Raw genomic sequence first — 19,288 nt, forward strand, 5'->3', positions numbered from 1 at the left:
AAGACCGGCCTTCAAGGGCCGGTCTTTCTTGTCAGTTATGCTACATCTGAGCATAAAGCTGTCAAGCGACTTGGAAAAAGCCGGGAATTCCGCCTTTCCGAGGGGGCGGCGGCCGAACGGAAGCCTGGCATGGGCGGCTATGGCGCGGCGGCGGCGACGAACTCGTCCTGGCCCGCGGCTTCCGCCAGCGATCCGAATTTGAAGTGATCGGTGACCTTGGCGAGCTCGGCCAGCATCTGGGTGGTGTGTCCGGCCGACAGCGCCATCGTGCCGGGCGCGAGCAGGTGCATGGTCTGGACATGCACCGCGATGGGCGCGCGATCATGCAAGCCGGCACGCAGCAGACCGTCGGCCAGGTCGCACAGGCTGCGCGCGGCGGTGTCTAGCGCGGCATAGCCGAACATCCCGGCCAGCGTGACGACCTGGTCGGCGTGCTTGAGGACGGCCGAGATCCGCTCGGCGTCCAGGCCGCGGCCGGCGTCGAAGGCGATCTCTTCCATCGCGGCGATCGCGGCGCGGATCGCGCCGTCGGCCTCCGCGCGCATCGATTCCAGGCTCCGGGCCGCGGCGTCGACCGCATCGTCGCGCAGCAAGCCGCCGGGGCGCGCCGCGAGTTCGGCGAGCCTTATGGTGGGGAAGAACACCTTCTTCTTTGCTTTGGCCATGATCTTGCCGCTCCTTTCAGGCCGCGGAATTGACGTTCTGCTGTTCGGCGACAGTGTCGTCGTCCGAAGCCTGGTTGTCGGTATCGCGCTTGTAGGTGCCGTCCAGCGGCGGCAGATCCCTAAAACGGCGATCGGGGCCGGTGAATTCTCCCGCTTCGATGAAGGGCCGCGAATTGCGCGCGATCCAGCTGATGCGGTCGAACAGCGCCGCAGGAGAAAGCGGTTTCTTGACGACGAGATTGGCGCCCGCGTCGCGCGCCGACGCGACGAGGCGAAGCTGGGTATAGCCGCTCATCACGATCACCGGCACGAAGCGGAAGGGGCTTTTCTCCTGGCGCCGGATCCAGCGGATGAAGTCGGCGCTCGTCATGTCGGGCAGCGCGCCTTCGACCACGATGAGATCGGCGTAGTGATGGGTGAGGTGATGCTTGGCCTGCGCGCCGGTCTCGCACACCTTGGGCGAGTCCATGCCGAAGCCGCGAAACATCTGCGCGACGAGCCCACGCGTGAAGTGGTCGCTGTCTATCAGAATCGTCGTGACACTACGCAGGTTCAGGCGAGATTGTGCCATGCTGAGCCGCCCCGGGGCCGTGATCGCACTTGAAAGCGGGCAGAGCCTAGAGCGGATTGGTTAACGACGTGTAAGTACCGGTCGTTGAATTAAGGATGCGTACCCACTTTGGGTAGTAACGAGGCGCATCAGCCTGGCGCCATCGCGGCCAGCTTGAGCACGGTGTTCCAATTCCGCGCCGTCCCCGGCATGCCCAGATGGCGCGCGAGCACCGCCGGCGTCAGCTTCGACTGACCCATGCCGTCGGGATAGAACATGTAGGCCTGCCGCCCGCCGGCGCGCACGACCTCGCGCCCCTTGATGGCCGCCTGGAGCGCCTCGAAGGCCGCCGCCGTCGGCGCCTCGCGCAGGAACAGGACATGGACGCGGGCCCCGTCGGCCCTGGCCTCCTTGGCGAAGGGATTTGCCGCGACCAGCGCGGCGAGATCCTTCGGCGTCCGCACATGGATGTCGGAGGTCAGGCCGAACGCCTTCGCGCACAAGGCTTCGAGCTTCTTTTCCGTCGCGGCGGGCGCCAGCGCGCCGGCGTCGAACACCAGATTGCCGCTTTGCAGGAGCGTGCGGACGTCCTTGAATCCGGCCTTCTCGACCGCGGCGCGCAGATTGGCCATCGGCAGGACCGCCGTGCCGCCGACATTCACCGCGCGGAGCAGGGCGATCTGGACGCTCATGACGCCTTGCGCGCGCCCAGGCGCACGCCGGGGGCGGGACGCTCGCGCAGCACCTCGCGGCGGAAGCGGAACAATTCGGCGGGACGGCCGCGCGCTTGGCTCGCGAATTTGCCGGTGCCCTCGACAAGGCCCTGGCCCTCCATCAGGCGGCGGAAATTCTGCTTGTGCAGGCGGATGCCGGAGATCGCCTCGACCGTGCGCTGCAGTTCGAGCAGCGTGAAGCTGGGCGGCATCAGTTCGAACACGACGGGGCGGTATTTCATCTTGCCGCGCAGCCGCGCGATGGCGGTCGCCAGGATGCGGCGATGGTCGAACATCATGCTGGTGCCCAGCGCCGGCAGGGCCACCGCCGGCTTGCGGCCGTCGCGCATCGCTTCGTGGACAAGACCGGCTTCATAGAGAAGCTCATAGCGTTCGAGCACCTTCTCCTCGTCCCAGGCGAGGCCGTCGATGCCGAAGCACAGCCGGATCCGTTCGCGCCGCAGCTCCGCGATCTCGTTGTTGGCGGCCGCCTTGGCGAACTGCCGCAGCGCCGGGACGATGATGGTATCGATCAGCGCCGGCTTGGCGTCGCGCCAATCCTCCCAGGGGAAATAGCGATACCAGTCGCTCCATTGCGTGTCGGGGCTCTTGCGCTCGCCGGCCTGGCGCGTCAGCGCGAGATAGCCGACCGACACGACGCGCGCGCCCTCGTCGGGCTTGGGCAGGTGACGGCCGCGGTCGCCGAAGGTGTAGAGCTGCTCGGCATAGCCGAGTTCGAGCTTGGTCTGCTCGCCGACCCAGCGGCGCAAGCCGCTGTCCAGCGTGCGGTGGTTCAAGGGATCGAACGGGCCGAAGGGCAGGGCGTCCTCGGCGCCGGGATGCTGCACGACCAGGACGCAGGGCCGCTCGTCGGCGACCGAAACGATGGCGGCCGACAGGCCGATACTGACGACATGCTCGGCGATCGCGCTCACAGGCCCACCAGGGGGAATTCGACCACGTCTCCTTCCGCGACCATCTTGCCGGCGCCGATGCTCTTGATCGCCTCGACCATGCGGCCCTGGCGGCCGAGCAGCTCGTCGGCATGGCGCACGAGCAGGGCATTGGGATAGGCGTGCGGCGCGCGGCTGCGGATCGCCTTGGCGGCATAGAGCTCGCTGCCGCGGCCGAGCCGGTCGCACAGGACGATATAGGTCGCCGCCATGGACCGGCTGATCCCGGCCCAGCAATGGACCAGCATCGGGTCCTCCGCCGGCCAGGTGCGGGCGAAAGAGAGCAGCTCCTCGACATGGGTCTGTTCGGGCGGGGTGTCGCCGGCGGCGGCGTCGACCACGTCGTTCATGCCCAGGCGCAGATGGCGCTCCCGCGGGAAGCCCGCCGGGGTCTCGATCATGTGGTCCGGCGAGAGCAGCGTCACGATGTGGGACGGCCGGTGAACCCGGATGACGTCCTCGACGGCGGAAAGCGGCGTGACCAGGATGCGGGACATGTCCTCTTGCTAGCCGAGGAAAGCGACAGGAGGAAGGCTAAGCTGCCAGCTTCTTGAACCTGTCCAGAAATTGGGCTTGCGCCTCGGCGGTCGGGAGGGGCACCAGCTTGGGGGTGCGCACCGAGGGCGGCGGCACGACGAAGATCTTGCGGGCGACCTCCAGCTCGAAGCCGGCGAGCTGGGTGGCTTCGAAATAGGCCGCGATCAGGTCGGCCTTTTTGAAGAGCTTTGTCAGGACCGCCGGAAGCGTCGCCGGCAGCCCGAAGCGCAGGTGAATCGCGCTCTGAAGTTTCAACTCCAAGGCCTTGTAATTCGTGCCGATTACAACCTTGAACGGCGAAATGAGGTCACCGATAACATACTCCGGCGCGTCGTGCAGGAGGGCCATCAGGCGGGTTTCCCGGGTCAGGCCCGGCCGAAGCTCGGAGGTGATCCGCTCCACCAGGACGCAATGCTGGGCGACCGAGAAGGCATGCTCGCCCTTGGTCTGGCCGTTCCAGCGCGCGACCCGGGCCAGGCCATGGGCGATGTCCTCGATCTCCACGTCCACCGGGGACGGGTCGAGCAGGTCCAGGCGGCGGCCGCTCAGCATGCGCTGCCAGGCGCGGGGTTTGTCCTTGGCCATCCGGTTTCCGTCGATTCGAAGGGTGAGGGTTTAACCAAACCGGCCCCCCGGCGCGAGCCTTGCTTTGCTCCCCTGGCAACGAGCCGAAGCCGTGCCGAAAAGGTGCGGTCCTCTGGCTGCGCGGGGAAGACGGATGAGCGTGAAGCCCCTGGGGGCGGAGAGGCTGCGGCTGGTCACCGATCCGGACCGGCTGCCCTTCGAGAGCACGGCCGGCCTGCCCGAGCCCATAGGGCCGGTCGGGCAGGACCGCGCCATGCGGGCGCTCAATTTCGGCGCCGGGATGGCCCAGCCGGGGTTCAATCTCTTCGTCACCGGCCCGCAAGGGTCGGGCAAGCGCAATTCCGTGCGCCGGGCGCTGGAGCGGCTGGCCGCCGCCATGCCGGCGGCACCCGACATCGCCTATGTGTTCAATTTTGAACAGCCGCACCGGCCGCGCGCCCTGCGCTTCGCGGCGGGAGATGGGGTACGCTTCAAGGCGGCGCTGGCCGAGTTCGTCGCTGGCCTGAAGACCTGCATGCCGCGTTTGTTCGAGGGCGAGGACTACCGCAAGCGCCGCTCCGCGCTGGAGCAGGATTTCCACGATGCCGCCGAGGCGGCGATCGACCGGCTGCGCCGCGACGCCGAGGCCCAGGGACTGGCCCTGGTCGAACGCGACCGCGGCTTCGACTTCCGCCCAACCCGCGACGGGCTGGCGATGTCGGAGGACGACTACCGCGCTTTGTCCAAGGCGGAACGCGAGCGGCTCGCCGAAGAGACCCGCCTGCTGCGCGGCACGCTCGAAAAGACCATGGAGCGCCTCGAAGCCCTGCGCCTCGCCGCGGTGGAGAAGATCAAGGCGCTGGAGCGCCAGCTCGGCGAACACGCGATCGGCGCCCTCGTCGCGCCCTTGGCGCAGCACTTCACCCAGCACCGCGAGGCACATGCCCATCTGGCGGCGATCTACAAGGACGTGCTGGGCCAGATCGAGGCGCTGCAGGCGCTGGCGCGCGGCGAGGAGCGGCGCGAGGCCGTGCCGATTCACCGCTACGAGGTCAATCTGATCGTCGACAATGCGAGCGCGACGGGCGCGCCGGTCGTCACGCTCGGCTTGCCGTCGCTGACGCAACTGGTCGGCAAGGTCGAGCATGTGACGGTGATGATGACCGTCGTCACCGATTTCCGCCACATCAAGGCCGGCGCGCTGCACCACGCCAATGGCGGGTTCCTGCTGATCGACGCGCTGGACCTGGCGCGGCAGGACGTCTCCTGGGAGGCGCTGAAACGGGCGCTGACGACGCGCAAGGTGAAGATCGAGAGCCTGTCGGAGATCCACGACCGCGCCTCGTCGGTGACCATCCAGCCCGAGCCGGTGGCGCTGGACGTCAAGATCGTCTTGTTCGGCGAGGCCTGGGTCTATCAGCGGCTCGGCCAGATCGATCCGGAATTCGCCGACCTGTTCAAGGTCCAGGCGGATTTCTCCGCGACCGCGCTGCGCAACGACGAGAACTGCGCCGGCCTCATCGCCGCCATGGCGTCGATGGCGCGGACCGAAGGATTGAAACAGCTCGACCGCTCCGGCGCGGCGCGGCTGATCGACGAGGCGGCGCGCCAGGCCGGCGATGCCGAGAAGATCAGCGTGCGCACCGGCCGCCTCGCCGACCTGGTGCGCGAGGCCGATCACTATGCGGCGCTGTCGGGCATGAGCCTGATCGGCGCGGAGGATATCGCCGCTGCCGTCGCGGCGCGCGACGACCGCTCCGGCCGGCTCAAGGCGCTGGAGCACGAATTGGTGCAGCGGCGCATCCTGTTCATCGACACCGAGGGCGAGAAGGCCGGGCAGGTGAACGGCCTCACCGTGCTGAGCGCCGCCGGCTTCGCCTTCGGCATGCCGGCGCGCATCACGGCGCAAGTGGCGCCGGGCGAGGGCCGCATCGTCGATATCGAGCGCGTCGCCAAGTTCAGCGGCCCCAGCCACGTCAAGGGCGTGCAGATCCTGTCGGGCTATCTCAGCGGCGCCTATGCCACCGGCCGGCCGTTGTCGATCCATGCCAGCGTCGCCTTCGAGCAATCCTACGGGCCGATCGACGGCGACAGCGCCAGCGCCGCCGAACTGATTGCGATCCTGTCGGCGATCGCGCAGGTGCCGGTGCGCCAGTCGATCGCCATCACCGGCTCGATCAACCAGCACGGCCAGATGCAGCCGATCGGCGGCGCCAACGAGAAGATCGAGGGCTTCTTCGACATCTGCGCGGCGCGCGGCCTTGGCGGGCATCACGGCGTGATCATCCCTGCGGCCAATGTCGTGACGCTGATGCTGCGCGAGGACGTGGTCGAGGCGGCCCGGCTGGGCAACTTCGCGGTCTACGCGGTCGAGACGGTGGACGAGGCGATCGGCGTCCTCACCGGCATGACGCCCGGCTCGCGGCGCCGCGACGGCGCTTTTCCGCGCCGCAGCTTCAACCGCAAGGTCCAGGAGCGGCTGGTCGATTTCTCCCGCCCGCGCCTTCTGAAGCCGGTGCACCTTGACGGCTGGTGGCGGATTTAGGAACGCTGTTCGGCGATCGCGCGTTCCAAGGCGCACCGGAGGCATCCATGACGTTCGTGAAAATCCTGGCCCCGCTCACGGGTGGGTCGCGCGATGCGGCGGTGCTGGCCAGCGCCTTCGCCGCCGCCCAGCCGTTCCACGCCCATGTCGCCGCGCTGTTCGTGCGGCCCGATGCCATGGACGCGATGCCGTTCTACGGCGAGAGCGTCTCGACCGTTGTGATGCAGGAAATCGCCGAGGCGACGACGAAAGCCTCCGACGAGGCGAGCGCCAAGGCGCAGGCCACGCTGCGGGCCGCGGCGGCCGAGGCGGGGGCTGCGATCACGGCGGCGCCGGAACTGCGTGACGCGCCCAGCGCGTCGTTCAAGGAAGTCACCGGCAACTTCGCCGACCAGGTGACGCTGGCGGCGCGGCTGTCCGATCTCGTCGTGTTCGGCGCGCTCAAGGAGGACGACCGCCCCGGCCTGACCGAGGCGTTCGAGGCGACGCTGCTGGAAACCGGGCGGCCGGTCCTGATCAGCGCCCATGCCGCGCCAGCGAGCTTCTGCCACAACAAGATCGCGCTCGCCTGGAACGACAGCGTGGCCTCGGCCCATGCGGTGACCGCGGCGCTGCCCTTCCTCAAATGCGCCGCGTCGGTGGAGATCCTCTGCGTCAAGCGCGGCAAGGAGGATGCGATCGACGCGAGCGAGCTGAAGACCTATCTGAAGCTGCGCGGCATCGACGCCAGCGAGCGCGCGATCGATGCCGGCACGCGCGTGGTGGGCGACGTGCTGCTCGAAGAGGCGTCGAAGGGCGGGGCGGGAATGCTGGTCGCCGGCGGCTACGGCCACAGCCGCCTGCGCGAGATGTTCTTCGCCGGCGTGACGCGGCACGTGGTGAGCCATGCGGCGCTGCCGTTGTTTTTGGTGCATTAACCGTCAGGACAAGTCGCGAAAGCCCCCGATCGTCCAAGTGATCCCCAAAAATACCATCCCCAAAAGAAGTATGCCAGACAGTGCCTCTTCAGCGAAAGTAATCAGCGACGCGACAGCGACGTCCCTAGTCATTTGCGGGCGCGGAACGCCTTTTGGCTCTGGACCACAATCGTTTGGATTGCCTGGTACTAGATGGTCTTGTCGAGCAAAATAACAACCGGCCCAATCACCGGATGGCTTTAGAGCCAGCTGATATTCAACGGCGCTTGGCGCACCAATGTAAATCGCATGCATCGCAAGCGGCACGTTTTGCATATAGCCAACAATCAAAATCCCCAGCGCCGAGAGAACTATCCAGGCTCGGAAAAGACCGCGTTTCCAGTTCATTTCCTGCCCTTTCTGTCGAGGATCAGCACATCCGCGCCGTCTAGCAAATTACTTCGATTTCTGGTTTGCCGCAGATAATCACATAGCTTTTGTCGATCCGAAGTACATGGAAGCCTCGATCTTGAGCCTCATCCTTTAGGTCCTTGAGCGACGATTTTGTGTGCACGTCAACCACGCTGCGATATAGCAAGCCACCGCTGGCGCGCTTGACCCTCTTGGCATCAAAGTATCTTTTTGCTGCCTGTTTTCGCGCTCGGTCCGAGGGCACCGATTTATTTGTCATTTTCCAATTCCTTATTTTCAAGCCCCTCTCTTGTGATGAGGCCGGCGAACATCTAGCGGCGATAGCACACACGAAACGCTTTTTGTCTGGGGGACTTTTCTCTCCGCCCCGGCACCTTCCCCACCCGAAAGTCGCTTCGCGATTTTCGACCTCCCGACAAAGGGGGAGGTGATGGTCGACCCTACAGCTTTCGCAGGATTACACTGCCCGCCGAATAGCCCGCGCCGAACGAGCAGAGCAGGCCGATGTCGCCTTTTTTCAGATCGGCGCTGTATTTGTGGAAGGCAATCACCGAACCCGCCGAGCTGGTGTTGGCGTATTCGTCCAGGATGTTCGGCGCCTCGCCGGGCACGGGATCGCGGCCCAGCACGCGCCGCGCGATCATCTCGTTCATGCCGAGATTGGCCTGGTGCAGCCATAGCCGCTTCAGCGCCGCCGGCGCGATGCCGTTCTGGGCCAAATGGCCGGTGATAAGCTCCGACACCATCGGCACGACTTCCTTGAACACCTTGCGGCCCTCCTGGACGAAGAGCTTGTCCGGCTTGCCGATGCCCTCGGGCGCGGCGCGGTTCAGGAATCCGAAATTGTTGCGGATGTTGTTGGAGAACTTGGTCTTCAGCCGCGTCGCGAGGATTTCCCACGCATTGCCGCCCTGCGCGGTCTGGCTGCGCTCGACGACGAAGGCGGTCGCCACGTCGCCGAAGATGAAATGGCTGTCGCGGTCGCGGAAGTTGAGATGGCCCGAACAGATCTCCGGATTGCACACCAGGATCGCGCGGGCATGGCCGGCCGCGACCATGTCGGCGGCGGCCTGGAGCGCGAAGGTCGCCGACGAGCAGGCGACGTTCATGTCGAAGCCGAAACCGTCGATGCCGAGCGCGTCCTGCACCTCGACCGCCATGGCCGGATAGGCCCGCTGCATGTTGGAGGCGCCGACCAGGACGCCGTCGATGTCGGCCGGCACGCGGTCGGCGGCCTTCAGCGCGTCGCGCGCCGCGCTCACCGCCATCTCGGCCAGGAGGGAGTTCTGATCGTTCGGCCGCTCGGGAATGCGCGGGCACATGATGTCGGGATCGAGGATGCCCGCCTTGTCGACGACATAGCGCGCCTGGATGCCGGACGCCTTGACGATGAACTCGGCGGAGGATTCAACCAGCGCCGTCGCCGTGCCGGCGGCGATGGCCTGCGCATTGGCCGCGTTTGTATTTCGTACATAAGTATTAAAGGCCGTCACCAACTCGTCGTTCGAGATCGAATTGGGCGGCGTGTATAGGCCGGTGCCGCTTACGGCGAGCGTCGTCACGCGTGCCATCCCTTTGAAATACCTGCCGGTTGAAGCTGGCGCAGGGAGCGGTCAAAGGCAAGCAATTCACCAACTGATAAACCCGGCGTTCAGACATTCCGCCTAAGAATTCAACCCATTGTGGTGTAGCGGGTGCGGGGCGGCGTGGATTTGGCCTGGACGGCGAGCAGGACGGTTGCGCGCGAGACCCGCCCGGGACTCGCCGGCGCGCTGCTGGCGTTCAGCCTGGGCGCGGTGATGGCGGCCGCGGCGTTGCGGGCACCGGCCGGCGAAGCGATCGCGGGCCTTGTGGTTTTCGCGCTGCTCGGCGGCGCGGTGTACTTTCTCACCCGGCTAGCGGAGCGCAGCGACGAGCGGCTGCTCACGGCGGAATCGAGCTATCGCGCCTTCTTCGAGCATGCACTCGAGGGCATTTTCCGCACCACGCCGGACGGGCGCTATATCGACGCCAACCCGGCGCTCGCTCGCATCTACGGCTATGGCAGCGTCGCGGCGCTGAAGGCCGGCCTGACCAACATCGCCGACCAGCTCTATGTCGATCCGTCGCGGCGCGCGCAGTTCCAGGCGCTGATGCATGCCGACGACCAGGTGAGCGCCTTCGAATCGGAAATCCGCCGACGCGACGGCGCGACGATCTGGATCTCGGAGAATGCGCGGGCGGTGCGCGATTGGACCGGACGCATCGTCTGCTACGAAGGCACGGTCGAGGACGTCACGGCGCGCTATGCCGCGCAGCGCGCCCTGCGCAAGGCGCTCGCCGAAGCCGAGGAGGCGAGCCGCGCCAAGAGCGCCTTCCTGGCGGCGATGAGCCATGAACTGAAGACGCCCCTCAACGCCGTGCTCGGCTTTTCCGAGATCATCAAGGACGAGGTGCTGGGTCCGATCCAACCGCGGCGCTACCGCGCCTATGCCAGCGACATCCATGCCAGCGGCACGCGGCTCCTGGCGATCATTTCCGATGTGCTGGACGTGGCGCGGCTGTCCGGCGGCGCGATCACGCTGAACGCGCGGCCCTGCGCGGTCGCGGCGCTGGCGGAGGAAGCGGTGGCGCTGGCCCGCATCGCCACCGAGGATCGCCGCGAAGTCGCCATCGAAATCGCCGCCGGATTGCCCCAGGTGGACGCCGACCCCCAGCGCCTGCGCCAGAGCCTCGCCAATCTCTTGAGCAACGCCCTGAAATTCACGCCGGAGGGCGGCCGGATCGTGCTGAAGGCGTGGCAGGACGCCGGCGGCGGGATCTGCCTGGCGGTGCGCGACACCGGCATCGGCATGGACCGCGGCAAGATCGCGGCCGCTTTGGAGCCGTTTCGCCAGCTCGACGGCAGCCTGGCGCGGCGCTTCGAGGGGGCGGGTCTGGGCCTCGCCATCACCAAATCCCTGGTCGAGCTGCATGGCGGAACGCTCGCCATCGAGAGCGCGGTCGGCGCCGGAACGACGGTGACCATCGCGCTGCCGCCGGCGCGGACGCTCACGCTGGCGCTGGCGAGCTAGCTCTCGCCTTGGCGGGCGCGGGGCGCTAAAAGCCGCGGATGAAAACGGCTCTGGTACTCTTTTCCGGCGGACAGGATTCGACGACCTGCCTCGCCTGGGCGCTCTCCCATTTCGAACTGGTCGAGACGGTTGGGTTCGACTACGGCCAGCGCCACCGCGTGGAACTCGATGCGCGGCCGGTGCTGCGCGAGGCGATCGCGCGCTTTCCGCAATGGGCGGGGCGGCTCGGCGCGGATCATCTACTGCCCATCGACACGCTGCGCACGATCGGCGGCACGGCGCTGACCGATGACATGAAGATCGAGATGGGCGCGAACGGGTTGCCGACGACCTTCGTGCCGGGACGCAATCTGATGTTCCTGACGGCGGCGGCGGCGCTCGCCTATCGGCGCGGTATCGCTGATCTGGTCGGCGGCATGTGCGAGACCGATTTCTCCGGCTATCCCGATTGCCGCGACGAGACGATAAAGGCGATGGCGCGGTCGCTATCGCTGGGGCTGGCGCGCGACACGCGGGTGCACACGCCGCTGATGTGGCTCGACAAGGCGGCGACGTGGAAGCTGGCGGAAGAGCTCGGCGGCGCGGCCCTGATCGAGCTGATCGTGCGCGAGACGGTCACCTGCTATGAGGGCAATCCGGCGCCGCACGATTGGGGCAAGGGCTGCGGCACCTGTCCGGCCTGCGAGCTGCGCGCGAAGGGCTACGAAAAGTACCGCGCGGCATGACGTACTCCGTCAAGGAGATCTACTACACGCTGCAGGGCGAAGGCGCGCAGGCCGGGCGCGCGGCGGTGTTCCTGCGCTTCGCCGGCTGCAATCTGTGGAGCGGATTGGAGCGCGACCGCGCCACGGCGCAATGCCGCTTCTGCGACACCGATTTCGTGGGGACCGACGGGCCGGGGGGCGGAAAGTTCGCGGACGCCGAGGCGCTGGCCGATGCAGTCGCCGAAAAATGGCCGGGCGGCGGTAAGCCCTATGTCGTCTGCACCGGCGGCGAGCCGCTCTTGCAGCTCGACGAGGCCGCCATCGCGGCGCTGCACGCGAAGGGCTTCGAGATCGGCATCGAGACCAACGGCACGCAGGAGCCGCCGGTGGGGATCGACTGGATCTGCGTCAGCCCCAAGGCGCGCGCCGATCTTGTGCTGACGCGCGGCAATGAATTGAAGCTGATCTATCCGCAGGAGGGCGCCGAGCCGGAACGCTATGCCGGTCTCGCCTTCGCGAACTTCTTCCTTCAGCCGATGGACGACGCGGCGCGCGCCACGAACACGCAGGCGGCGACCGCGTATTGCCTGGCGCATCCGCAATGGCGCTTGAGCCTGCAGACCCACAAGCTGATCGGAATTCGTTAGACGCCCCGATCGGGCGCTCGCCAAAATCAAACAAGGTGTCATGCCCCGCGAATGCGGGGCACCCAGTTGACGCATGCGATGCAGGATTTCACCTGGGTCCGCCGTTCGTACGCTGTCGCTACGAACTCGCGGCGGATGACATCGTGTTGTGTAAGCGTCTGAGCCAGGATGCTAGACCGACGCCTCGACCTTGCGCCGCCGTGTGTCGCCCTTCGGCGTGCGCTCACGCAGATCGTCCAGCAGGTCGCGCTTCGTCGCGGCGGCCGACGGCTCGTTCCACAGATTGCGCCACTGCCTCGGATCATTCTTGAGATCGTAGAGTTCGCCCTCGTCGCCTTCATAGATCGAGGTCTTGCCATAGGCCGTGATCGTCCAGCCGTCGCGATACAGCGTGCGCAGCGACACCGAGACGCCTTCGAACTCGCTGTCCCATTCGGTGAACACCGCTTCGCGCTTCGCGGCGGCCGCCGTGTCGCGGGGCCGGGCGGTGCCTTCCATCCAGTCCGGCGTCTCGATGCCGGCGATCTCGCAGAAGGTCGGCGCGAAATCGACCTGGCCGACGGGCGCTGCAAAACTCGCGGGCGCCACCGTCGCGTTCGGCGCCGGACGCCAGATCAGCGGCAGCCGCATCAGGCTGTCGACATGGTGCGGGCCCTTGAACAACAGGCCGAATCGCCCTGGAACTCGCCATGGTCGGTGGAGAAGATCACGTCGGTGTCGCCGTCCCAGCCGCGCGCGGCGACGCGGCCCATGACGCGGCCGACCGCCTCGTCGATCAGCTCGTTCTTGATGTGCGTCATCGCATCGATCTCGCGGAGCTGGTCGGTGGTCAGGCTCGACGGCACCCAGGCCGGCGGCGCCTCGAAGCAGGTCATCCGCTTGCCGGTCCACCAGTCGCGCCAGTGGTGCGGCTTGCCGGAGAGAATCGCGTCAATCTTTTCCGCGCTGCCGGGATAGCCTTCAGGCACGGACAGGTCGCGCCAGTTGTGGCGGCCGAGCTCGCTTTGCGGCGGGTCCCAGGGATGATGCGGATCGGGGAAGCTCATCCACACGAACCAGTCCTCGTCGGGCGCGAGCGAGTCGAGATAGGCGATGGTGCGGTCGGCGACCCAGTCGGTGTGATAGAGCCCGCGCGGCGTCGCATTGCGTTTCACCTGCACGGCGCCCGTGTCGCCGGCGCCGAACGAATTCTGGTGCAGGTCCATGCCGAGCACCGGATAGAAATTGTCCAGCACCTCGGGATGCGTCTTCATCAGCCATTGCGCGTAGTGCAGCGGCCCGCGCGCGCCATGCGCCGCCAGCTCCATGTGATCGAAGCCGCGATGCGGGCCGAACGTGCCTTCGCGGCCCATGCGGTTCTCGGGGAATTTCCCCATCAGATCGAGGAAGGGCTCGAAATGCGCCTTGCCGATCAGCGCGGTGCGATAGTTCTTCTTGTCCTTCAAGAGCCGCGCCACCGAGGGCGCGTCCTGCGGCAGCGGCACGCCGTTCATCCACACGCCGTGGGTGGTGACGTATTGCCCGGTGATCATCGTGGCGCGCGCCGGCATGCAGACGACGTTCTGCGCGTGGCAGCGCGTATAGTTGATCCCGGCCCTGGCCAGCGCGTCGATATGCGGCGTGCGCGCGATCTTCTGCCCGTTGGCGCCGATGGCGTCGAAGCGCATCTGGTCGGTGGTGATGAAAAGGATTTTGCGGCCCATGTCGTGTCCGATTGCTAGAACCGCGTGACGATCTTCGCCAGGTCGGGCCGCACGCGTTCCTCGAGCGGTTGCGCCGGCTGGCCGATATAGACATACCCAGCGATGCGCTCGCCGGATTTGAGCCCGAGCCGGTCGCGTACGCCAGGTGGAAGGCGCACCATTCGGTCAGCCAGTTGGCGACGAAGCCCATCGCGTGCGCCGCGATCAGCATGTTCTGGCACACCGCGCCGGCGGACAGCACCTGCTCCCATTCCGGAATCGGGATCGCCTCGCGCACGCGGCTGACCACGGCCACCACGACCGGCGCGCGCAGGAAGCGGTGGCGCTCCAGATCGAGACGTTCCTGCCCCGCCGGCTCGGTTTCGAGCAGGCTCGCCGCCAGGAGTTCACCCATGCGGCGGCGGGCTTCGCCCTCGAACACGATGAAGCGCCAGGGGAACAGCTTGCCGTGATCCGGCACCCGCGCGGCGGCGGTCAGGATCGTTTCGAGCTGCTCGGGCGAAGGCCCCGGTCCCGTCATGGTCTTGGCCGAGCCGGAACGGCGCGACAGCAGCAGGTCGATGGCATTGGGGGCGGGACGGTTGAGGGCGGGCGTTGCGGAATCCATATCGGGCCTATGCGAGGGCAAGGGGTTGGCGGCGTGCGGCAGCACCCTATCTTAGGTCAGGAAGGGTCGGGGGCGAGCCTTGAGGGGACGTTCGCGCATCTGACGCGTTCTTTTGTCACAAACCCGCGTCGGCTGCTATAAGGCGGCGCTTCGGGAGCGAAATGGCCGTCAAACGCGAGAAAATCGCCACCTGCGATCCGATCTGGCACGCCTTGCGGGAGCAGGCGGAAACCCTGGCCGAGCGCGAGCGGCGCTGGCCAGCTTCGTGCACGGCGCCGTGCTTAAGCACGATCGGCTGGAGAACGCGGTCTCCTATCACCTGGCCAAGAAGATCGGGTCGGAAGACCTCTCGCCGATGATGACGCGCGAGAATCTTCGAGGAGGCGATGACCGCCGATCCGGGAAATCGGCGACGCGGTGCGCGCCGACCTCTCGCGGCGGTGTTCGACCGCGACCCGGCCTGCAAGGCGCATATCGAGGCGCTGCTGTTCTACAAGGGCTTCCAGGCGCTGGAATGCCACCGCATCGCCCATTGGCTGTGGCACCAGAACCGCCGCGCCATGGCGCGCTATTTCCAGACGTCGGCATTTCGGAGATGTTCGGGGTCGACATCCATCCCGCCGCGAAGATGGGCAAGGGCATCATGATCGACCACGCCACCGGTGTGGTGATCGGCGAGACGGCGGTGGTGGAGGACGACGTCTCCATCATGCAGGGCGTGACGCTCGGCGGCACCGGCAAGGATCGGGCGACCGCCATCCCAAGGTGCGCCGCGGCGTGCTGATTTCGCTCGGCGCCAAGATCCTCGGCAATATCGAGATCGGCGAGTATTCGCGCATCGGCGCGGGAAGCGTGGTGCTGAAGCCCGTGCCCCCCGGCTGCACCGCGGTCGGCGTACCGGCCCGGCTGACCAACTGCGCCGCCGGCGACCGCCCGTCCGCACGAGATGAACCAGGTCATCGAATACGACCAGGACAAGAGCGGCTGAAGGCGATTCACGCGGAGTCGCGGAGAACGCGGAGCGTTTAGGCTCGGTTCAGTTTGAGGTGCCAACACGAAAATCGTCATTGCCCGGCTCGTCCGGGCAATCCATTTTTCGTGGGGCCAAATTGGATCGCCCGCATGAAGCGGGCGATGACGCCCCTCTTTAAATAGTGCAGTTCAAACAAAATGAACCAGGAGCTCCGCGTTTCTCCGCGGCGTCCGCGTGCAAATACTGATTCGCGGCGTTAGCTCGGGTTCAAAACAAGTCGGCCCACTTCAACAGCGTCAGCGCCGCCGTGACCATCGGCTTGCGCAGCAGCGGCCCGCCGGGGAATTTGCGCGGCGGCCACACACGCCAGGATGTCGAAACGTTCCGGCCGTCCCAGCGCCGCCTCCGCCAGCGCCTTGCCGCCCAGGACCGATAGCGCGACGCCATGGCCGGAATAGCCGTGACCGAACAGGACGCGCGATCCGAGGCGCCCGAAAATGCGGCATGCGCGTGCGCGTGATGCCGACCGTGCCGCGCCAGCCATAGTCGATGGCGGTGTCCGCCAGGGCCGGAAACACCTTCAGCATGCGCGGACGAACCATCGCGACGATATCGGAAGGCGGATTCCAATAGCTCTCGCGCCCGGCGAAGATCAGACGGCCGTCGGCGCTCTTGCGGTAATAGTCGAGCACATGGCGCGTATCGGCGACCGCGAGATCGCTGGGAAGGATGCTCGCGCTCAATCGCGCCGAGCGGCGCGGTGGCGATGAGGAAGCTCTCGACATGCGCGATATAGGGCGCGAGCTCGGGCGCCAGCGCGTCGCTGAAGGCGTCGCAGGCCAGCACCACATGGTCGGCGCGAACCCGTCCATAGGCTGTCTCGACCACGCCGTCGTCGCGCGCGATGGCGAGGGCGGGGCTGTCTTCATACAGAACCGCGCCGGCGTCCGATGCCAGCGCCGCGAGCCGCCGCGCGAATTTGAGCGGATGAAGATGTCCGCCGCCGCCGTCGAACCGCGCGGCGGGATAGGCCGTCGTGCCAAGCGTCGCCGCTGTCTCGACGCGGTCCAGCATGCGCAATTCGCGATAGCCGTAACGCGCTTCGATATGGGCCGCGTCTTCGGCGAGATGGCGAGCGGCGCTTGCATTGTGCGCGGCGATGACGAGGCCGCGCTTCAGGTCGCAGCCTTCGCACGCGAGATCGAAGACGAGGGCGCGAGCCTCCTCGCTCAGCCGCCACAGATCGCGCGCCTGGCTTTCGCCGAGCCAGCGTTCGAGTTCCGCCTGGTCCTTGCGGTGGCCGGGATGAATCTGTCCGCCATTGCGTCCCGAGGCCGCGAAGCCGATCGTCTCGGCTTCGACGAGCACAACCTTGGCGCCGGCCCGCGCGGCATGGAGCGCGGCGGAGAGGCCGGTATAGCCGCCGCCCACGACGCAGACATCGGCGCCGATATCGCCCGCCAGCGGGGCGCGCGGCGCGGCGGCGGCGGCGCTGGCGGCATAATAGCCTTGGGGTTGCGCGCTCATGGCCGCGTGCTTGCGCGCGCCTGGGGTGCGCGGTCAAGTTCGGGCCTTGACCGGGCCCGGCACGCGTGCAAGTTGGGCCTTCCCAATCTTCTCCGGAGACACCGTTGACCCGCAGCGAAATCTGGCGCCTCGAGAAATACCTGCGCAACCTGTTCCGCCTGGACACGATCACCATCGTGGAGCGGCCCAAGCAGGCGGATTCGGTCGAGGTGCAGGTCGCCGGCGAATTCATCGGCGTGATCTTCAAGGACGAGGAGGACGGCGAGACGTCCTATGCCTTCAACATGGCGATCCTGGAAATGGATTTGCCGGAAGCGCCGTCGAGCCGGACGTAGGAGAATCTACTCTCCCCGTATCACCTTCAGGAACACTTCCCCGAACTCCTGCAGCTTCTTCGCGCCGACGCCGTTGACCTCGGCGAACTCGGCCGTCGTTTGCGGACGGCGTTCGACCATGTCCTGGAGCGTGCGGTCGGGGAAGATCGCATAGGCCGGCACGCGGCGCTGCTTGGCGAGGCGCAGGCGCAGATCCTTGAGCGCCGCCAGCAGCGGCGCGTCGGCGTCGTCCGACTGGGCCGCGGCGATGGCGCGGATCGAGCGCTTGGCCGGCGCGCGGGGCGGCGCCGGACGATGATGAAACGTCCCTTCGCCGCGCAGCAAAGCGCGGCCCTTGTCCGCCAGGGTGAGCCCGCCATAGCCGGCGATATCGAGAGCCAGGAAACCGCCGGCCACAAGCTGGCGCAGGATGGTCTGCCATTCCGCCTGGCTCTGCGCCGCGCCGCTGCCGAAGGCGGCGAGCCTATCGTGGCCGCTGCTGGCGACCTTGTCGCCCGCCATGCCGCGCAGCACATTGGCGATATGCACCGCGCCATAGCGCTCGCCGGTCTGGCGCACGGCCTCGAGCGCGAGCCGCGCCGGCGCCGTCGCGTCGATCAGCGCGCCCGGCTCGCGGCAGATATCGCAATTGCCGCACGGCTCGGCGGTCTCGCCGAAATAGTGCAGCAGGATCTGGCGGCGGCAGGTCGTGGCCTCGCAATAGCCGATCAGGGCGTTCAGCCGCTGGTGCTCGCGGCGGCGGCGATCCTCGCCGGCTTCCTCCTGGTCGATGAACATCCGCCGCATGCGGATGTCGCCCAGCCCGAACAGCATATGCGCCTCGGCCTCGGCGCCGTCGCGGCCGGCGCGGCCGATCTCCTGGTAATAAGCCTCGACGCTGCCGGGCAAATCGGCGTGGAACACGAAGCGCACGTCGGATTTGTCGATGCCCATGCCGAAGGCAATGGTCGCGACCATCACGATGGCGGGCTCGGTCATGAACAGGTTCTGGTTCGCCTCGCGCGCCTCCTTCTCCATGCCGGCGTGATAGGCGAGGGCGCGGATGCCGTGCTTGTTCAGCATCTCCGCGGTGGCGTCGGTTTTCTTGCGCGACAGGCAATAGACGATGCCGCTCTGGCCGCGATGCCGTTCGAGGAAGCGCAGCAATTGCGCGGTGCTCTCGCGCTTGGGCTCGACGGCGAGGCGGATATTCGGCCGGTCGAAGCCGAGCACGACCTGCTCCGCGTCGCCGCCGAACAGCTTGGCCACCACGTCGGCGCGGGTCGCGTCGTCGGCGGTGGCGGTCAGCGCCGCGATCGGCACGCGGGGGAAGATTTCACGCAAGCGTGAAAGGGCCTCGTATTCGGGCCGGAAGGCCGGGCCCCATTGCGAGATGCAATGCGCCTCGTCGATGGCGATGAGGCGGACGTCGAGCTTCGCCAGCGCCTCCAGCATGCGCTCGGTCATCAGCCGCTCGGGCGCCAGATAGAGCAGGCGGGTCTCGCCCGCGGCGGCGCGGCGCCACGCCGCGACATTGGCCTCGCGCGCCTGCGCCGAATTGATCGAATCCGCCGCGACTCCGGCCAGGCGCAGCGCCGAGACCTGGTCCTGCATCAGCGCGACGAGCGGCGAGACCACGACGGTCAGCCCGCCCCTGACCAGCGCCGGCACCTGGAAGCACAGCGACTTGCCCGAGCCGGTCGGCATCACGGTCAAGACGTTGCGGCCGGCCAGAAGCGCGTCCATCGCCGCTTCCTGCCCGGGGCGGAACGCCTCGTAGCCGAACACGTCCTTCAGGACTTGCCGCTTGGAATCGACGCTGTGGAAATTCATGGCGCGAACCTGCCCGAGGCGCGGGGCGCGCGCAATCGGCGCGCTTGAGCGGGTTGTGCGCGAGTGCGATCA

Annotated in this window: 23 protein-coding genes; 9 read left to right on the top strand and 14 right to left on the bottom strand. The window is 67.1% G+C overall.

Translation table 11 applies throughout. The features are described 5' to 3' along the window. Positions 1-137: 137 nt before the first annotated feature. The 6 genes from WDM86_06470 to WDM86_06495 form a co-directional block, all read right to left on the bottom strand. Complete coding sequence (locus WDM86_06470; GenBank protein MEI9989665.1) at positions 138-665, bottom strand: hypothetical protein; 528 nt, start codon at positions 663-665, stop codon at positions 138-140. 16 nt (positions 666-681) lie between these two features. Next, positions 682-1,236, bottom strand: a complete 555-nt coding sequence (locus WDM86_06475; protein MEI9989666.1) for a response regulator — start codon at positions 1,234-1,236, stop codon at positions 682-684. A gap of 128 nt (positions 1,237-1,364) precedes the next feature. Continuing rightward, positions 1,365-1,907: a DUF1697 domain-containing protein gene (locus tag WDM86_06480; GenBank protein MEI9989667.1), complete on the bottom strand. Its 543-nt coding sequence runs from the start codon at positions 1,905-1,907 to the stop codon at positions 1,365-1,367. Beyond that, complete coding sequence (locus WDM86_06485; GenBank protein ID MEI9989668.1) at positions 1,904-2,863, bottom strand: hypothetical protein; 960 nt, start codon at positions 2,861-2,863, stop codon at positions 1,904-1,906. Before WDM86_06485 ends, WDM86_06480 begins: the two co-directional genes overlap by 4 nt. Then, a complete protein-coding gene (locus WDM86_06490; protein MEI9989669.1) occupies positions 2,860-3,378 on the bottom strand; it encodes a hypothetical protein in 519 nt (172 codons plus the stop codon). The genes WDM86_06485 and WDM86_06490 overlap by 4 nt, the downstream gene beginning before the upstream one ends. Positions 3,379-3,415: 37 nt before the next feature. Next, on the bottom strand, positions 3,416-4,003 hold the full coding sequence (locus WDM86_06495) for an HD family hydrolase (protein MEI9989670.1): 588 nt from the start codon (positions 4,001-4,003) through the stop codon (positions 3,416-3,418). Positions 4,004-4,136: 133 nt separating this feature from the next. Between WDM86_06495 and WDM86_06500 the strand changes: the two genes are divergently transcribed. Continuing rightward, positions 4,137-6,527, top strand: a complete 2,391-nt coding sequence (locus WDM86_06500) for an AAA family ATPase (protein MEI9989671.1) — start codon at positions 4,137-4,139, stop codon at positions 6,525-6,527. A gap of 47 nt (positions 6,528-6,574) precedes the next feature. Further along, a complete protein-coding gene (locus WDM86_06505; GenBank protein ID MEI9989672.1) occupies positions 6,575-7,444 on the top strand; it encodes a universal stress protein in 870 nt (289 codons plus the stop codon). A 3-nt stretch (positions 7,445-7,447) separates the two neighbouring features. Here the strand turns inward: WDM86_06505 and WDM86_06510 are convergent, their stop codons facing one another. The 3 genes from WDM86_06510 to WDM86_06520 all read right to left on the bottom strand — a co-directional run bounded on the left by WDM86_06510 (position 7,448) and on the right by WDM86_06520 (position 9,417). Next, on the bottom strand, positions 7,448-7,831 hold the full coding sequence (locus tag WDM86_06510; protein ID MEI9989673.1) for a hypothetical protein: 384 nt from the start codon (positions 7,829-7,831) through the stop codon (positions 7,448-7,450). A gap of 40 nt (positions 7,832-7,871) precedes the next feature. Continuing rightward, positions 7,872-8,114, bottom strand: a complete 243-nt coding sequence (locus WDM86_06515; GenBank protein ID MEI9989674.1) for a hypothetical protein — start codon at positions 8,112-8,114, stop codon at positions 7,872-7,874. 181 nt (positions 8,115-8,295) lie between these two features. After that, on the bottom strand, positions 8,296-9,417 hold the full coding sequence (locus tag WDM86_06520) for a beta-ketoacyl-ACP synthase III (GenBank protein MEI9989675.1): 1,122 nt from the start codon (positions 9,415-9,417) through the stop codon (positions 8,296-8,298). Between the two features lie 144 nt (positions 9,418-9,561). Here WDM86_06520 and WDM86_06525 point away from each other — a divergent pair, with 144 nt between their 5' ends. Genes WDM86_06525 through queE form a run of 3 tightly spaced genes read left to right on the top strand, consistent with a single transcriptional unit; the run spans position 9,562 to position 12,259 of the window. Further along, positions 9,562-10,908: a PAS domain-containing sensor histidine kinase gene (locus WDM86_06525; GenBank protein MEI9989676.1), complete on the top strand. Its 1,347-nt coding sequence runs from the start codon at positions 9,562-9,564 to the stop codon at positions 10,906-10,908. A 38-nt stretch (positions 10,909-10,946) separates the two neighbouring features. Further along, a complete protein-coding gene (gene queC, locus WDM86_06530) occupies positions 10,947-11,633 on the top strand; it encodes a 7-cyano-7-deazaguanine synthase QueC (GenBank protein ID MEI9989677.1) in 687 nt (228 codons plus the stop codon). Then, positions 11,630-12,259, top strand: a complete 630-nt coding sequence (gene queE / locus WDM86_06535) for a 7-carboxy-7-deazaguanine synthase (protein ID MEI9989678.1) — start codon at positions 11,630-11,632, stop codon at positions 12,257-12,259. Before queC ends, queE begins: the two co-directional genes overlap by 4 nt. Positions 12,260-12,430: 171 nt before the next feature. On the opposite strand, the gene WDM86_06540 is transcribed toward queE, so the two are convergent. The 3 genes from WDM86_06540 to WDM86_06550 are packed head-to-tail and all read right to left on the bottom strand — an operon-like array spanning position 12,431 to position 14,123. Further along, entirely contained in the window at positions 12,431-12,922 is a 492-nt protein-coding gene (locus WDM86_06540; protein MEI9989679.1) for a sulfatase/phosphatase domain-containing protein, read from the bottom strand. Further along, positions 12,889-13,962: a sulfatase-like hydrolase/transferase gene (locus tag WDM86_06545; GenBank protein MEI9989680.1), complete on the bottom strand. Its 1,074-nt coding sequence runs from the start codon at positions 13,960-13,962 to the stop codon at positions 12,889-12,891. The genes WDM86_06540 and WDM86_06545 overlap by 34 nt, the downstream gene beginning before the upstream one ends. A 14-nt stretch (positions 13,963-13,976) precedes the next feature. Beyond that, entirely contained in the window at positions 13,977-14,123 is a 147-nt protein-coding gene (locus WDM86_06550) for a hypothetical protein (protein ID MEI9989681.1), read from the bottom strand. 32 nt (positions 14,124-14,155) lie between these two features. On the opposite strand from WDM86_06550, the gene WDM86_06555 reads away from it, so the two are divergent. From WDM86_06555 to WDM86_06565, 3 genes are all read left to right on the top strand, one after another. Further along, positions 14,156-14,710, top strand: a complete 555-nt coding sequence (locus WDM86_06555) for a hypothetical protein (protein ID MEI9989682.1) — start codon at positions 14,156-14,158, stop codon at positions 14,708-14,710. 454 nt (positions 14,711-15,164) lie between these two features. Next, positions 15,165-15,353 (top strand): hypothetical protein, encoded by a 189-nt coding sequence (locus WDM86_06560; GenBank protein ID MEI9989683.1) that lies wholly within the window; start codon positions 15,165-15,167, stop codon positions 15,351-15,353. Next, positions 15,347-15,598 (top strand): hypothetical protein, encoded by a 252-nt coding sequence (locus WDM86_06565; GenBank protein ID MEI9989684.1) that lies wholly within the window; start codon positions 15,347-15,349, stop codon positions 15,596-15,598. Before WDM86_06560 ends, WDM86_06565 begins: the two co-directional genes overlap by 7 nt. 211 nt (positions 15,599-15,809) lie before the next feature. Here WDM86_06565 and WDM86_06570 read toward each other — a convergent pair whose 3' ends face one another. Continuing rightward, the gene (locus tag WDM86_06570; GenBank protein ID MEI9989685.1) at positions 15,810-17,069 is read right to left on the bottom strand and encodes an FAD-binding oxidoreductase; all 1,260 of its coding nucleotides are present in this window, start codon (positions 17,067-17,069) and stop codon (positions 15,810-15,812) included. Between the two features lie 104 nt (positions 17,070-17,173). Here WDM86_06570 and WDM86_06575 point away from each other — a divergent pair, with 104 nt between their 5' ends. Continuing rightward, positions 17,174-17,404, top strand: a complete 231-nt coding sequence (locus WDM86_06575) for a DUF3126 family protein (GenBank protein ID MEI9989686.1) — start codon at positions 17,174-17,176, stop codon at positions 17,402-17,404. A 6-nt stretch (positions 17,405-17,410) separates the two neighbouring features. On the opposite strand, the gene recQ is transcribed toward WDM86_06575, so the two are convergent. After that, positions 17,411-19,216: a DNA helicase RecQ gene (gene recQ / locus WDM86_06580; GenBank protein ID MEI9989687.1), complete on the bottom strand. Its 1,806-nt coding sequence runs from the start codon at positions 19,214-19,216 to the stop codon at positions 17,411-17,413. Positions 19,217-19,288: the final 72 nt, after the last annotated feature.

This window comes from Rhizomicrobium sp., assembly GCA_037200045.1.
Lineage (GTDB): Bacteria > Pseudomonadota > Alphaproteobacteria > Micropepsales > Micropepsaceae > Rhizomicrobium.